This window comes from Vibrio sp. 10N.222.52.B12 (assembly GCF_002875385.1).
In the GTDB taxonomy this organism is placed as follows: Bacteria; Pseudomonadota; Gammaproteobacteria; order Enterobacterales; family Vibrionaceae; genus Vibrio; species Vibrio jasicida.
The window spans coordinates 97,883-111,258 of the sequence record NZ_MDAW01000145.1 but is presented as its reverse complement, the minus strand read 5'-3'; the positions used below and the strand labels follow the sequence as shown (position 1 = coordinate 111,258).

General features: G+C 43.1%; 14 protein-coding genes. All 14 read left to right on the top strand.

Translation table 11 applies throughout. The features are described 5' to 3' along the window. Window positions 1–8: 8 nt before the first annotated feature. Complete coding sequence (thrS, locus tag BCT11_RS21315) at window positions 9–1,937, top strand: threonine--tRNA ligase (RefSeq protein ID WP_102389239.1); 1,929 nt, start codon at window positions 9–11, stop codon at window positions 1,935–1,937. A 3-nt stretch (window positions 1,938–1,940) separates the two neighbouring features. Then, window positions 1,941–2,492 (top strand): translation initiation factor IF-3, encoded by a 552-nt coding sequence (gene infC / locus BCT11_RS21310; protein ID WP_080774336.1) that lies wholly within the window; start codon window positions 1,941–1,943, stop codon window positions 2,490–2,492. Window positions 2,493–2,609: 117 nt separating this feature from the next. Next, window positions 2,610–2,804 carry a 50S ribosomal protein L35 gene (gene rpmI / locus BCT11_RS21305; protein ID WP_009705876.1) on the top strand — a complete coding sequence of 65 codons (195 nt, stop codon included), beginning with the start codon at window positions 2,610–2,612 and terminating at the stop codon, window positions 2,802–2,804. Window positions 2,805–2,844: 40 nt separating this feature from the next. Next, a complete protein-coding gene (gene rplT, locus BCT11_RS21300) occupies window positions 2,845–3,198 on the top strand; it encodes a 50S ribosomal protein L20 (protein ID WP_004727974.1) in 354 nt (117 codons plus the stop codon). 278 nt (window positions 3,199–3,476) lie between these two features. After that, a complete protein-coding gene (locus BCT11_RS21295) occupies window positions 3,477–3,737 on the top strand; it encodes a hypothetical protein (protein WP_009705878.1) in 261 nt (86 codons plus the stop codon). Between the two features lie 305 nt (window positions 3,738–4,042). Further along, window positions 4,043–4,423 (top strand): RidA family protein, encoded by a 381-nt coding sequence (locus BCT11_RS21285; RefSeq protein ID WP_038874716.1) that lies wholly within the window; start codon window positions 4,043–4,045, stop codon window positions 4,421–4,423. 10 nt (window positions 4,424–4,433) lie between these two features. Next, window positions 4,434–4,823, top strand: coding sequence for a VOC family protein (locus BCT11_RS21280; protein WP_039974511.1), 390 nt, complete (start codon window positions 4,434–4,436; stop codon window positions 4,821–4,823). A gap of 1 nt (window position 4,824) precedes the next feature. Further along, complete coding sequence (locus tag BCT11_RS21275; RefSeq protein ID WP_038868645.1) at window positions 4,825–5,139, top strand: heavy metal-binding domain-containing protein; 315 nt, start codon at window positions 4,825–4,827, stop codon at window positions 5,137–5,139. Between the two features lie 635 nt (window positions 5,140–5,774). Further along, window positions 5,775–6,584, top strand: coding sequence for a helix-turn-helix transcriptional regulator (locus tag BCT11_RS21270; protein ID WP_038868644.1), 810 nt, complete (start codon window positions 5,775–5,777; stop codon window positions 6,582–6,584). A 170-nt stretch (window positions 6,585–6,754) separates the two neighbouring features. Then, the gene (locus tag BCT11_RS21265) at window positions 6,755–7,543 is read left to right on the top strand and encodes a TetR/AcrR family transcriptional regulator (protein ID WP_102389238.1); all 789 of its coding nucleotides are present in this window, start codon (window positions 6,755–6,757) and stop codon (window positions 7,541–7,543) included. 204 nt (window positions 7,544–7,747) lie between these two features. Then, complete coding sequence (locus BCT11_RS21260) at window positions 7,748–10,126, top strand: MMPL family transporter (RefSeq protein ID WP_102389237.1); 2,379 nt, start codon at window positions 7,748–7,750, stop codon at window positions 10,124–10,126. A gap of 26 nt (window positions 10,127–10,152) precedes the next feature. Beyond that, window positions 10,153–10,944: an outer membrane lipoprotein-sorting protein gene (locus BCT11_RS21255; RefSeq protein WP_102389236.1), complete on the top strand. Its 792-nt coding sequence runs from the start codon at window positions 10,153–10,155 to the stop codon at window positions 10,942–10,944. A gap of 9 nt (window positions 10,945–10,953) precedes the next feature. Further along, complete coding sequence (locus BCT11_RS21250) at window positions 10,954–12,135, top strand: hypothetical protein (RefSeq protein WP_198593983.1); 1,182 nt, start codon at window positions 10,954–10,956, stop codon at window positions 12,133–12,135. A 250-nt stretch (window positions 12,136–12,385) separates the two neighbouring features. Continuing rightward, complete coding sequence (gene pheS, locus BCT11_RS21245) at window positions 12,386–13,369, top strand: phenylalanine--tRNA ligase subunit alpha (protein ID WP_038868637.1); 984 nt, start codon at window positions 12,386–12,388, stop codon at window positions 13,367–13,369. Window positions 13,370–13,376: the final 7 nt, after the last annotated feature.

Here is a 13,376-nt window from a genome sequence, read left to right as displayed (position 1 = left end):
GATATAGCATGCCTATTATTACTCTTCCTGACGGCAGTCAGCGTCAATTTGACAACCCAGTTTCTACTATGGAAGTTGCGCAATCGATCGGTCCTGGTCTTGCAAAAGCAACTATCGCTGGTCGTGTAAATGGTAACCGCGTTGATGCGTGTGACTTAATTGAAGAAGACGCAAGCCTTGAGATCATCACAGTTAAAGATGAAGTCGACGGTTTAGAAATCGTTCGTCACTCATGTGCTCACCTTCTTGGTCACGCTCTAAAGCAACTTTACCCGCAAGCTAAAATGGCGATCGGTCCAACCATCGACAATGGCTTCTACTACGATATCGACCTAGAAGAATCTCTAACGCAAGACGATCTTGAAAAGATTGAAAAGCGTATGAAAGAACTAGCGAAGACCAAGTACGAAGTTGTTAAGAAAAAGGTTAGCTGGCAGGAAGCACGTGATACATTTGAATCACGTGGCGAACCATACAAAGTGGAAATCCTAGACGAAAACGTATCTCGTGATGATCGTCCAGGTCTTTACCACCATGAAGAATACATCGACATGTGTCGCGGTCCTCACGTTCCTAACATGAGTTTCTGTCAACATTTCACTCTATTGAATGTTGCGGGTGCTTACTGGCGTGGTAACAGCGACAACAAAATGCTTCAACGTATCTACGGTACGGCTTTCCACGATAAGAAAGCACTGAAAGCGCACCTTACTCGCCTTGAAGAAGCAGCGAAGCGTGACCACCGTAAACTTGGTAAGCAACTAGACCTATTCCACATGCAACAAGAAGCACCAGGTATGGTGTTCTGGCATCACAATGGTTGGTCTATCTTCCGTGACCTTGAAGTATTTGTACGCTCTAAGTTAGACGAATACGGTTACCAGGAAGTAAAAGGTCCACTTATTATGGACCGTGTTCTTTGGGAACGTTCTGGTCACTGGGACAAGTACGCTGATGCGATGTTCACCACTTCTTCTGAAAACCGTGAATACGCACTGAAACCAATGAACTGTCCAGGTCACGTGCAGATCTTTAACCAAGGTCTAAAATCGTACCGTGATCTACCGTTACGTATGGCTGAGTTCGGCTCATGTCACCGTAACGAACCATCTGGTGCACTACACGGCATTATGCGTGTACGTGGTTTTACTCAGGATGACGCTCACATTTTCTGTACTGAGAGCCAAATTCAAGAAGAAGTAACAAATTGTATCAAGATGGTGTACGATACGTACCAAACATTTGGTTTCGACAACATCGTAGTGAAACTGTCTACTCGTCCAGAGAAACGTGTAGGTTCAGATGAAATCTGGGATCAATCTGAAGAAGCATTGAAACAGTCTCTAGAATCAATGGAAATTCCATACGAGATTCAAGAAGGCGAGGGTGCATTCTACGGTCCTAAGATTGAATTCACGCTATACGACTGTCTAGACCGTGCATGGCAGTGTGGTACTGTTCAGTTAGACTTCAACCTACCAGGTCGCTTAGGTGCAACTTACGTAGGTGAAAACAATGAACGTCTTGTTCCGGTGATGATTCACCGTGCAATTCTAGGTTCACTAGAGCGTTTCATTGGTATTCTTATCGAAGAATATGCTGGTTTCTTCCCAACTTGGTTGGCGCCAGAACAGGCAATTCTTATGAACATTACTGATAAACAGTCAGATTATGTTCAGGAAGTAGTACAAAAACTACAAAAAAGTGGAATTAGAGCTAAAGCGGACTTGAGAAATGAGAAGATTGGCTTTAAAATCCGCGAACACACTTTGAAGCGTGTACCGTATATGCTTGTTGTCGGTGACCAAGAAATGGAAGCTGGCGAAATCGCAGTACGTACTCGTAAAGGTAAAGATCTCGGCAAATTTAAAGTGGATGATTTCATTTCATACATCCAAGACGAGATTTCAAGCCGTAAGCTCAATCTGGAGGAATAAGCTATTAAAGGCGGAAGACGCGGCCAACAGCCGGTAAAACAAAACCCACACCGTATGAACGGTGAAATTCGTGGCGTTCGTGAAGTTCGACTAACTGGCGCTGACGGTGAATCAGTTGGTGTTGTATCGATTCAAGAAGCGATCGCAGCTGCTGAAGAAGCAGGCATGGATCTTGTGGAGATCAGTCCTAACGCTGAGCCGCCAGTCTGTCGTGTTATGGACTACGGCAAATTCCTCTTTGAGAAGAGCAAATCTGCTAAAGAGCAGAAGAAAAAGCAAAAACAGGTTCAGATTAAGGAAGTAAAATTCCGTCCTGGAACTGATATTGGAGACTATCAGGTAAAACTACGCAACCTGACGCGTTTCCTTGAAGAAGGCAACAAAGTGAAGGTAACAATTCGCTTCCGTGGCCGAGAAATGGCGCACCAAGACATCGGTGTTGACGTTCTTCATCGCTTAAAAGAAGACACTGTAGACTTTGCTGTAGTGGAATCTTTCCCAAGTCGAATCGAAGGTCGTCAGATGATCATGGTTCTAGCCCCTAAAAAGAAGTAATTAACGGCTCATCAAGTAATTAAGACCTAGCCGTTTCCCTTTTAAAGGTAAGCGGTTGGGTTTTGTTCGCCCTAATTACGTTGTTTATTAAACCTACTCAATGCGGAGTTATTCATCATGCCTAAGATGAAAACCAACAAAGGTGCTGCTAAGCGTTTTAAGAAAACTGCTGGTGGTATTAAGTACAAGCACGCTACAAAACGTCACATCCTGACTAAGCGTACTACTAAGAACAAGCGTCAGCTACGTCCAAATGCAATTCTTCCACGTTGTGAAGTTGCTGCAGTTGTTCGTATGTTGCCATACGCTTAATTCTTTATAGTTATCAATCGTTTAGTTTAGGAGAAGCATAATGCCTCGCGTAAAACGTGGTGTACAAGCTCGTGCACGTCATAAGAAAGTTCTAAAACAAGCTAAAGGTTACTACGGTGCACGTTCACGTGTTTACCGCGTAGCTTTCCAAGCAGTTACTAAAGCTGGTCAATACGCTTACCGTGACCGTCGCGCTAAGAAACGTCAATTCCGTCAACTATGGATTGCACGTATCAACGCAGCATCTCGTCAAAATGGTCTATCTTACAGCCGTTTCATCAACGGTCTTAAGAAAGCATCTATCGAGATCGACCGTAAGATCCTAGCAGACATCGCAGTATTCGATAAAGCAGCATTTGCTGTTCTAGTTGAAAAAGCGAAAGCTGCTCTTTAATTAGCAGTTTAGGATTAAGAAAAGGAGAGCATTAGCTCTCCTTTTTTATTGCTTTCTGTTTCTCCTACCATAGACTTTCCCGTTTCCCGTTTCCCGCTTATATCCTAACTCTGACCAAATAAGTTGCTCCAATGGTTGGATTTGCTATTTTTCCTCTACTCATCACGTCATGGATAAGGAGCATCTGTGTTACCGAGCTATTGGGAATATCGCGTTCAATCATTCTGTTATCTACTGATGGTAGGGTTTATTAGGATTACAAACAAAAAGGATTAGAAATGGACATTCGACAACTACAAGCGCATATAAAAGAGTTTGATCACGACCCGGAACAGAAACAGCATTATTTCCTCAAACTGATTGAAGAAGTGGGTGAGTTGTCTGAATCGATTAGGAAAGACGCCACTGGACAACCGACAGAGGACACAATTAAAGGAACAATCGCGGAAGAACTCTACGACGTACGCGTATACCCAAATATCCTCAATGCGCTAGGTTCAGCGAGATTGCATTGGTTTGTAGGCGCGGCGGCGATTTAAAGATCTAGTGGTTCTAAATCGAAAATCGACAACAAAGTATACAAGCCAAGGCAACTCGCCCTTTGGGAGCGTGTCACTAACACTATTTCTTTGCCAAACAAAATGGAAATAGAAAGACTATTCCTCAAGTTGTTTGACTTTGAACTAGAGTCAGTGACAACGCTCTGAATCCTGCTCATTGAAGACGTTTGGGTATAATATGTTTGTGCATTAGCCAATGTTTATGAAGTAGATTTAGAAAAAACGCACGAAGTGAAAGAGATATTGAATAAACGGAAATACAACCGCTAGGGAGGGGAGTCAAAATGGTTCAACGCATCAGTTACGAATTTTTGCCGCAAATTGCTGGTCCTTATGTCCATGCGGCAAGACATTGTGAGACCTTGTATGTTTCCGGATTGACAGCAATGGGCTCACCGAGCCAAAGTGAAAATCTAATCGAGCAAACAAAAACGATTCTGTCTTACTTATCGAAAATACTTGCGGAAGAACAAAGAGAGAAACGTGACCTCATCAAGCTGACGATATTTATAACCGATATAAACCAACTGTCAGAGATTCGCTCGGTATTATTCGACTTCTATGAGGGCTATTTACCGGCTTGTTCATTAGTCGAGGTGAGCCGTTTGATTCACCCCGACTTATCTATTGAGATTGAGGCAGTCATCTCATCTGAAGCATTATAGAGAGGCTTTAATGAAAATAAACCGCTTGGATCACCTTGTACTGACAGTTAAAGACATTCAAACCACACTGGATTTCTATATACAGGTTCTCGGTATGGAAAGTGTCACTTTCGGTGAAGGACGAGTAGCCTTGATTTATGGAAAGCAAAAGATAAATCTTCACCAACTAGGGAGCGAGTTTGAACCTAAAGCACGTCAAGTTGCTTCTGGCAGTGCTGATTTGTGTTTTATTACAGACACACCTATCTTGGATATTATCTCTCACCTTGAAGCTCATGCTATTGAGGTAATTGAAGGGCCTGTTCAACGGACCGGTGCAATTGGTAACATCCTATCTGTTTACATTCGAGACCCAGATGGTAACTTGATTGAGTTATCTAACTATCTTACTGAGGCTTAACATGATTTATTCAACAACCGAGACGATTCCAGGACGAGAAATCGCTGAGATAAAGGGTGTAGTAACGGGGAATGTGGTTCAATCTAAACACATTGGTCGAGACTTCATGGCGGGTCTAAAAAGTATCGTTGGCGGTGAGATTCGCGGTTATACAGAAATGATGACTGAAGCTCGAAATATCGCGATTCAGCGTATGGTCGAAGATGCAGCGAATATGGGTGCTGATGCGGTGGTTGGCATCCGTTTTACAACTAGCTCAATTGTTGATGGTTCTTCTGAAATTCTTGCGTTTGGAACGGCTGTGAAGCTCGTATAGTTGAAGAGGCTTTTGTCGTTTTAATACAGTGCAGATTGTTTTTTCGTTCGCTATTTTTAACTCCCCCCTTGTGTGTCATTCATGTCGGTGAGTTTGTCTCGCCATCTAGTACGAAAAGTCTGTCGACGTTGTCAATAAGTCCAAGACAACGTCGTTCCTAATTGGGTTCCTCTTCCTATCGTTTATATGCAGATCACCATTTCTAGGTATTTATTGTATCCATTCGTTGCTTTGAAATTTTGACTAAAGTGACTTCGATCGCACTGCGCTGCTAAACCTAATTGTGTTCACGAACCATCAGTCCTGATGAATAATTATGCCTTTTTTGATGAATTGTTTTTAGGGCAAATGTTCTAACGCATAATGCTTGTTCGAGTCGTAAGCTCTCGCCATATTTTTACTTTCTAGGATTTAATGCGACGAATAGCATTAAAACTATGATGTTTATAATGTAATGAATTTGCCAAATATAATGAAACTGAATGCATTTTAAGTGCCAGTATTAACATCGTAAATGTGAATGAAAGTATATTAATTCAAAGTTTTCTTATAAAAATATGAACTTATGCCTTGCGAAGTGATTCTAAATTGTTACAAATACTATACAGCTGTAACATTGCCATAAGGAATTGTAGATGAGAGAACTCACTCCCGAGTACTTGTTAGCCGCATTACGACAAGCGATAAAAACTAAAGGGCTAACATATCGAGAGTTATCTGAGAAAATGGGCATGCCGTTGTCCACTTTTAAACGTCATTTAACTAGTACTAACCTTGCTCTAGATAAGTTACTCGAGTATTGCCGCGCGGTTGACTGCACCCTCGATGAATTGCAGAAGCTGGCAAATCAACTTCAAGCTGAGGATCAAGATTACTTTAGCCACACGCAAGACGAAGTCTTTTTCCAATTTCCTCATCTTTACGATTTTTATCGAGAGTTACGGATGCTTCGTGGGAAAGACGGCTATACCATCCTAATGAAAAAGTATGACCTCTCGAAACAAAGTATGTCGGACTATTTAGGCGCGCTAGAGTTACTTGATCTGGTTTATGTTGATGAAGAAAACAACATTACGCTGCATGGTCCGCTTTACTACAGCTACGCTGAAAACTCGAAGCTTAACGACAAGTACACAGAGATCATCAAGGATCAAACGACCACGCACGAGAAGTGTGTTCGTGTTGCATTATCTCGAATGAAAATTACTGAAGAACAATTACTTACATTAGAAGAACAGGTCGCGAGCACTGTTCTCGATTTTCACTCCAAGAATGTCGTAGCAGAAAATTTCAATGTCTCCGATTTTACGAATGTCTTACTGGTTGCGGGACCACACCAACCTGTTACCTTCTCTGATGGAATTGTTCAAACTGATGGTAACTTTATTGAAGATATCCGATGTGCGATCGCTTCGGCTGGGGATAAGCCAAGTCTATCAATATAACATGTAGTTATTTCTAGTGATTTATAGATTCATACTTGTAATGTGTAATTGATGAGCTAACATGACGATGTGTCAATTATGACGATTCGTCAGAAAGGTAATGAACTTTCTGCCAATCATATTCGTGTTACTATTCGTTAGCGTCACATGGGGATACGGATCAAAGAATTATGTTTAATTTTGGCTGCAAAAAGAATGACAAACAGCAAGACTGTCGTGTTGTTTCCGGCTTAACTAAGAAACAACAGGCGATTGCCGATCGTGAGGTAGAATTGATTCAGCTTGCGAAGTCATTGGTGCAAGAGCAGGGGTTTGCAAATCTCACGATGGATAAGCTAACCGCAGCGAGCCCTTATTCAAAAGGGACCATCTACAACCATTTTTGTAGCAAAGAGGACGTGATTCTTGCTTTATGTATCCATTCATTGAAGAGTGAAGCCGTGTTCTTCGAGCGTACGGCAAACTTTGATGGTAATACTCGCGAGAAGATCATTGCGATGCATGTTGGGTGTCGTATTTATGCTCGCATGGAGCCTGTATTATCAACGTGTGCAATTGTTGCTAAAACGCCGTGGGTGATAGAAAAAGCATCTCCAACGCGCCTTAACGAATTAAACCAGTTGGAAGAAGAAGTGATATCCGGTGCGGACGCTTTGGTAAACCATGCAGTAGAAATAGGGGATCTTAAGTTTTCTCCAGCTGTTGGCTCAGATGCTATTGTGTTTGCTAATTGGTCTATTGCGTTTGGCTCTAATGCGCTGGCGCAAAATGCATCGAACAGTCGTTGTATCCAGCGCCTACAAGACCCCTTCTCTGTGCTTCACAATGCGAATATGTTACTTGATGGCCTAGGATGGTTGCCGCTCTCAACAGAGTGGGACTACCGTAAAACTTGGCGTCGAGTGGAGCAGGAATTGTTCAGTGAAGAAGTTGCATTCTTAGACTCAGCGAATCGCTGATTCCCATGAATGCAAAAAACCAATCCAATAAAGATTGGTTTTTTAATCACACTATTTGACGGATCGTCAATAACGATTGTTTTTGCATCAATAATTTTATAAAGGTGATGCAACAACAAGGTTTAAAGCGAATCTGGATCGAGAAACAGTGAAAGCTGCTTTTTTGCTCCGTCTTTTGACGAAACGTCACAAAGGGAGAGTGTGATGAAACACCGCCAAGCTCAACAAACTTCCACCGGACAATGGGGGAAGATTCCAACCAAGTATAGTATCTGGGTATTGCTGGCAACGGTATTACTCGTGATTTTCGCGACCATCGGAGGAAAGAATCTCTATTTCCGTGGTGACTATAATATCTTTTTTGATGGCACTAATAAGCAGTTGCTTGCCTTTGATGAAATTCAAACGACCTTTGCTAAAACCGATAACTTAGCCATTGTTATTGCACCAGATAACAATGATGTCTTCACCCCAGAAACCCTCCAACTTGTCCAAAACTTAACGGTTGACTCATGGCAAGTCCCTTACTCAAGTCGTGTTGATTCCATTGCGAATTATCAACATACCGAAGCAATCGAAGATGATCTTCTTGTCGAAGACCTACTTTATGACGACTATGAATTAACGTCGGCGCGCATTGCCAAAGTTAAGCATATTGCCCTGACGGAACCAGTGATTAAAAACGCTTTGATTTCTGAGAAGGGCGACGTAACGATTGTAAATATCACGGTTCAATTGCCTGAAGTTGATAAGACCGCTGAAGTTCAAGAAGTGATGAACCACATCAATAGGATGATTGAGCAATACCAGCAGAATTACCCAAATGTTGAGTTTCATAAAGCAGGCATTATCGCGATGAACTACGCCTTTATGACGGCTGCGCAAGAAGACAGTGCTACGCTGGTCCCTACGATGTTGCTTGTTATTCTCGTGTTCCTAACCATTATGTTACGTTCTTTCTTGAGTGTGATTGCGACCTTGGTCGTGATTATCGGGTCCGTGATGGCAACTATGGGACTATCTGGTTGGGCAGGTATGTTCCTGAGTACGGCGACGGTCAATGTCCCAACTTTAGTCATGACACTCGCGGTTGCAGATTGTGTTCACGTTATCGCCACGATGCGTCAGTCTATGCAAAATGGATTTAGCAAAGCGCATTCGATAGAACGCAGTATTGCACTCAACTTCATGCCAATCCTTATTACTTCAGTAACAACGGCGATTGGCTTTCTGATGATGAATATGTCGGATTCTCCAGTGTTACGAGACTTCGGTAATTTATCCGCGCTGGGCGTCATGATTGCCTGTTTCTTATCTGTTACTTTGTTGCCAGCCTTATTAAAACTGTTACCGATACGAGTCAAACAAAATACATCGAAAAACGGTTCTGATTTTATGGATAAGCTAGGCGATTTTGTGGTGACAAATCGAAAAGCCTTGTTACCCCTTTCTGTTCTAGTGATCGTTGTCAGTGCTAGCTTAATCCCGCTAAACAAAGTGAATGATGAATCTGTGAAGTACTTTGATTCACGAAGTGACTTTCGCCAAGCCGCTGACTTTATGGAAGAGCGAATCAGTGGGATGACAAACATCAGTATTGCCATCAAAACTAATGAGTCGCAGGGAATAGCAGACCCAATATTTTTGAACTCGATTGGTCGTTTCACCGATTGGTTGCGTGCTCAGCCTGAAACTGATCATGTCGCAACTCTGGCGGATGTGTATAAGCGTCTAAATAAAAACATGCATGCCGACGATGATGCTTATTATTCACTACCACAAGATCGCGAATTAGCCGCGCAGTATTTGCTGCTTTACGAAATGTCACTGCCTTATGGGTTAGATCTCAACAATCAAATTAATGTTGATAAATCCTCAATTAAAATGGTTTTGACCGTCGATAACTTAGGCAGCGTTGAATTGGTTGACCTTGAGAATCGTATCTACGCTTGGTTTGCGAATAACGCTCCTCAATATGAAGTCGTTGCGTCGAGCCCTTCGTTGATGTTTGCCCACATTGGTGAAACCAACATGGCAAGTATGCTTTCTACCTTACCTATCACATTGGTGCTTATTTCTGCACTGCTCATCTTTGCGCTTCGCTCTCTCAAGCTGGGATTGATCAGCTTGGTGCCAAACATCGCACCAGCTGTCATTGGGTTTGGTTTATGGGCGCTGATTTCAGGAGAAATCAACCTAGGATTGTCTGTCGTAGTGACGTTGACACTCGGGATCGTGGTCGATGACGCCGTGCACTTTTTGTCAAAATATCAACGCGCACGTAAAGAAGGGCAAACTGCCGAGCAAGCGGTTAGATATGCGTTCCACACAGTGGGGCGAGCACTTTGGATAACGACAGTCGTTTTAGTCGCAGGTTTCTCTGTTTTGGCAATGTCGAGCTTCCGTTTGAATGCTGACATGGGCCAACTGAGTGCGATAGTCATCTTTATTGCCTTAGTTGTGGATTTCTTGTTCCTACCAACGTTATTGATGTTATTCGATAAAGAAGCTTATGCCCAAAACAAGGCAATAAATAACCCCGATACGGACTCACAGAAAAGTGTTACGGCAACTCAGTTGTAATTCTGAAAACAGACAAGGATAGAATGATGAATTTACTCAATACACGATTGAAAGTAGCGGTAATAGCAGCCTCTTTTCTCATGACGCCATTTTCTTGGGCTGACGAAACCAAAGGTTTGGAAATTGCACAAGAACGCAAGGCTCGTGACGAAGGTTGGCGTGATTCTGTTGCGACAATGCAAATGATCCTGCGAAATGCTCAAGGGGAAAGCAGTACTCGAGCGATGCGCTTAAAGTCTCTTGAGGTAGTTGATGATGGTGACAAAGGGTTAACCATTTTTGATGAGCCACGTGATGTAAAAGGCACAGCATTCCTGAATCATTCACATACAGTGGGTTCCGATGACCAATGGCTCTATCTACCTGCATTAAAGCGCGTCAAACGTATTGCATCACGTAATAAGTCGGGGCCATTTATGGGCAGTGAGTTTGCGTACGAAGATCTAAGTTCGTTTGAAATTGAGAAGTATCGATTTAACTATCTCAAGGATGACGCTATCAAAGGGCAAGATACGTTTGTTTTAGAGCAAATTCCAACCGATAAAAATTCAGGTTACACCAAGCAAGTTGTGTGGTTGGACAAAGCGCATTATCGTCCAATGAAAGTAGAGTTCTATGACCGTAAAGGCGCGCTACTTAAGACTTTGGTTTTCTCTGATTACAAACAGTACTTAAATCAATATTGGCGAGCGCACACGATGGCGATGACCAATCACCAGACCGGCAAGAGTACTGAGCTGACAACAAGTGAGTTAACGTTCCAAACTGGATTAAAAGACTCCGATTTCAACAAAAACATACTTAAGCGCGTTAAGTAAGGAGATCGAATGAGTAGGGTAAACATGGCCAGTATGATATTCGCTGGCCTAACCACTATGCCTTTCTCTGGCTCTTTATTGGCGGTTGAGTTAGCAGGACAGGTCAACATCGAGCATCGTCAGTTTTTCTCCGATGGTGCTCAGGGGCAGGGGAAAGGACAAGCTTCACTGGTTTTGCAGCCGGAGTTTTACTGGGACCTAAAAGATGGGGAAGCCAGTTTCACGTTCACTCCCTTTTATCGTTTAGACAGTATGGATGACGAGCGGACTCATGGTGATATTCGCGAAGCGTTGTATTTAACTTATTGGGATGACTACGAGCTACGTGTCGGGATCAGTAAAGTCTTCTGGGGTTTGACCGAGTCAGCACATCTGGTTGATGTCATAAACCAAGTCGATGCGGTAGAAGCCGTTGATGGTGAAGGTAAACTCGGCCAACCCATGGTCCATTTTACGTCAGTCAAAGACTGGGGAGTGGTCGATGCCATGGTGTTGCCTTATTTTCGCGAACGAACATTTGCAGGTAAAGATGGACGTTTGAGGATTGAACCCGTTGTATCTGATGATGCGCTGTATGAATCTAGCCGAGAAGAAAAGCATGTGGATGTCGCTTTTCGGTACGCACAAATGTTTGGCGATTGGGATGTTGGCTTAAGCTATGTTTATGGAACAAACCGTGACCCGTATTTTCGGTTTGATCAAGGAGAGTTAAAACCTTATTACGCCCTAATGAGCCATGTTGGGCTGGATGTTCAAGGCATCGTGGGCGATTGGTTATGGAAGCTAGAGAGTGTCTACCGCGATAGCTTCGACAATCATATCGGCGTCGTGACGGGTTTTGAATACACGATAGTAGGCGCTTTTGAGACAGTATGGGACGTAGGCATTATTGGTGAGTATCTCTATGATAGCCGTGGGAACAACGCGCAAAATATCGGTCAAAATGATGTCTTTGCAGGCATTCGTTTAGCGCTCAATGACGAAGACGGCACAGAAATCTTAACGGGTATAACGCAAGATCTCGACAACTCCGATGTGTACAACGCAAAACTTGAGGCTTCCAGCCGCATTTCAAATCATTTCAAGTGGCAAATCGATGCTTGGTTGTTTAAAAACGAAACGCCTACCGATCTGCTTTACTTCGCCAGAGACGATGACTTTGTCGAGCTATCTATTCAATATTATTTTTAGCATTGTCGACTGACCTAAAGAGTTTTCACTTGGGGACGAAACTGCAGTATTTATGCACAAAGCAGCAAGCCATAATCCTAGGGATTTACGTGCAAAGCTGCTTTTTTTGCGTTTTTGTGTTCTTTTTATTCAATAACCTCTTCTTTTCATAATTCAATTTGGCTTTGGTGGCGGGTTTGGCTACTATGTACAGCTATCAAAAAACCAATCACTCCCTTATGGATACTACCAATAGGTAGATGAGGAAACGATGCAACATCTAGAAGAGATCATTGCTAACGCGAGTGCAGCAATTGAAGCCGCAGAATCGCTAGTCGTACTTGATGAAGTGCGTGTTCAGTATCTAGGTAAAAAAGGTGAGCTAACTGCTCAACTTCAAAGCCTAGGTAAACTACCACCAGAAGAGCGCCGTGAAGCGGGTCAAGAGATCAATAAAGCGAAAGGCGTAGTTCAGCAAGCTATCGCAGCTCGTAAAGATGCACTACAACGTGCAGAGCTTGAAGCGAAGCTAGCAGCAGAAACGATTGACGTAACACTACCAGGTCGTCGTATCGAGAACGGTGGTCTACACCCAGTTACTCGTACTGTTGAGCGTATTGAAAAGTTCTTTGGTGAACTTGGCTTTAATACTGAGTCTGGTCCAGAAATCGAAGATGCATTCCACAACTTTGATGCACTAAACATTGCCGCTGATCACCCAGCGCGTACTGACCACGATACTTTCTTCTTCAACCCTGATTTGATGCTTCGTACTCACACGTCTGGCGTACAGATCCGTACAATGGAAAATGGCAAACCACCATTCCGTTTCATTGCACCGGGCCGTGTATACCGTAACGATTACGACCAAACGCACACGCCAATGTTCCACCAAGTGGAAGGCATGTTAGTTGATGAGAACGTGAACTTCGCTCAACTAAAAGGCATTCTGCACGACTTCCTATGTAACTTCTTTGAAGAAGAAGTAGAAGTTCGTTTCCGTCCATCTTATTTCCCATTTACAGAGCCTTCGGCTGAAGTAGACGTAATGGGTAAAAACGGCAAATGGCTTGAAGTTCTAGGCTGTGGCATGGTTCACCCGAACGTACTACGCAGTGTAGGCATCGACCCTGAGAAATACTCTGGCTTTGCATTCGGTATGGGTGTAGAGCGTCTAACGATGCTTCGTTACGGCGTAAACGACCTACGTGCGTTCTTCGAGAACGACCTTCGTTTCCTAAAACAGTTCAAGTAATCCAGGG

Excerpts from the sequence above, each read along its gene's own strand:
- thrS (WP_102389239.1), top strand. The coding sequence starts at position 9 with ATGCCTATTATTACTCTTCCTGACGGCAGTCAGCGTCAATTTGACAAC.
- rpmI (WP_009705876.1), top strand. The coding sequence starts at position 2,610 with ATGCCTAAGATGAAAACCAACAAAGGTGCTGCTAAGCGTTTTAAGAAA.
- rplT (WP_004727974.1), top strand. The coding sequence starts at position 2,845 with ATGCCTCGCGTAAAACGTGGTGTACAAGCTCGTGCACGTCATAAGAAA.
- BCT11_RS21295 (WP_009705878.1), top strand. The coding sequence starts at position 3,477 with ATGGACATTCGACAACTACAAGCGCATATAAAAGAGTTTGATCACGAC.
- BCT11_RS21285 (WP_038874716.1), top strand. The coding sequence starts at position 4,043 with ATGGTTCAACGCATCAGTTACGAATTTTTGCCGCAAATTGCTGGTCCT.
- BCT11_RS21280 (WP_039974511.1), top strand. The coding sequence starts at position 4,434 with ATGAAAATAAACCGCTTGGATCACCTTGTACTGACAGTTAAAGACATT.
- BCT11_RS21275 (WP_038868645.1), top strand. The coding sequence starts at position 4,825 with ATGATTTATTCAACAACCGAGACGATTCCAGGACGAGAAATCGCTGAG.
- BCT11_RS21270 (WP_038868644.1), top strand. The coding sequence starts at position 5,775 with ATGAGAGAACTCACTCCCGAGTACTTGTTAGCCGCATTACGACAAGCG.
- BCT11_RS21265 (WP_102389238.1), top strand. The coding sequence starts at position 6,755 with ATGTTTAATTTTGGCTGCAAAAAGAATGACAAACAGCAAGACTGTCGT.
- BCT11_RS21260 (WP_102389237.1), top strand. The coding sequence starts at position 7,748 with ATGAAACACCGCCAAGCTCAACAAACTTCCACCGGACAATGGGGGAAG.
- BCT11_RS21255 (WP_102389236.1), top strand. The coding sequence starts at position 10,153 with ATGAATTTACTCAATACACGATTGAAAGTAGCGGTAATAGCAGCCTCT.
- BCT11_RS21250 (WP_198593983.1), top strand. The coding sequence starts at position 10,954 with ATGAGTAGGGTAAACATGGCCAGTATGATATTCGCTGGCCTAACCACT.
- pheS (WP_038868637.1), top strand. The coding sequence starts at position 12,386 with ATGCAACATCTAGAAGAGATCATTGCTAACGCGAGTGCAGCAATTGAA.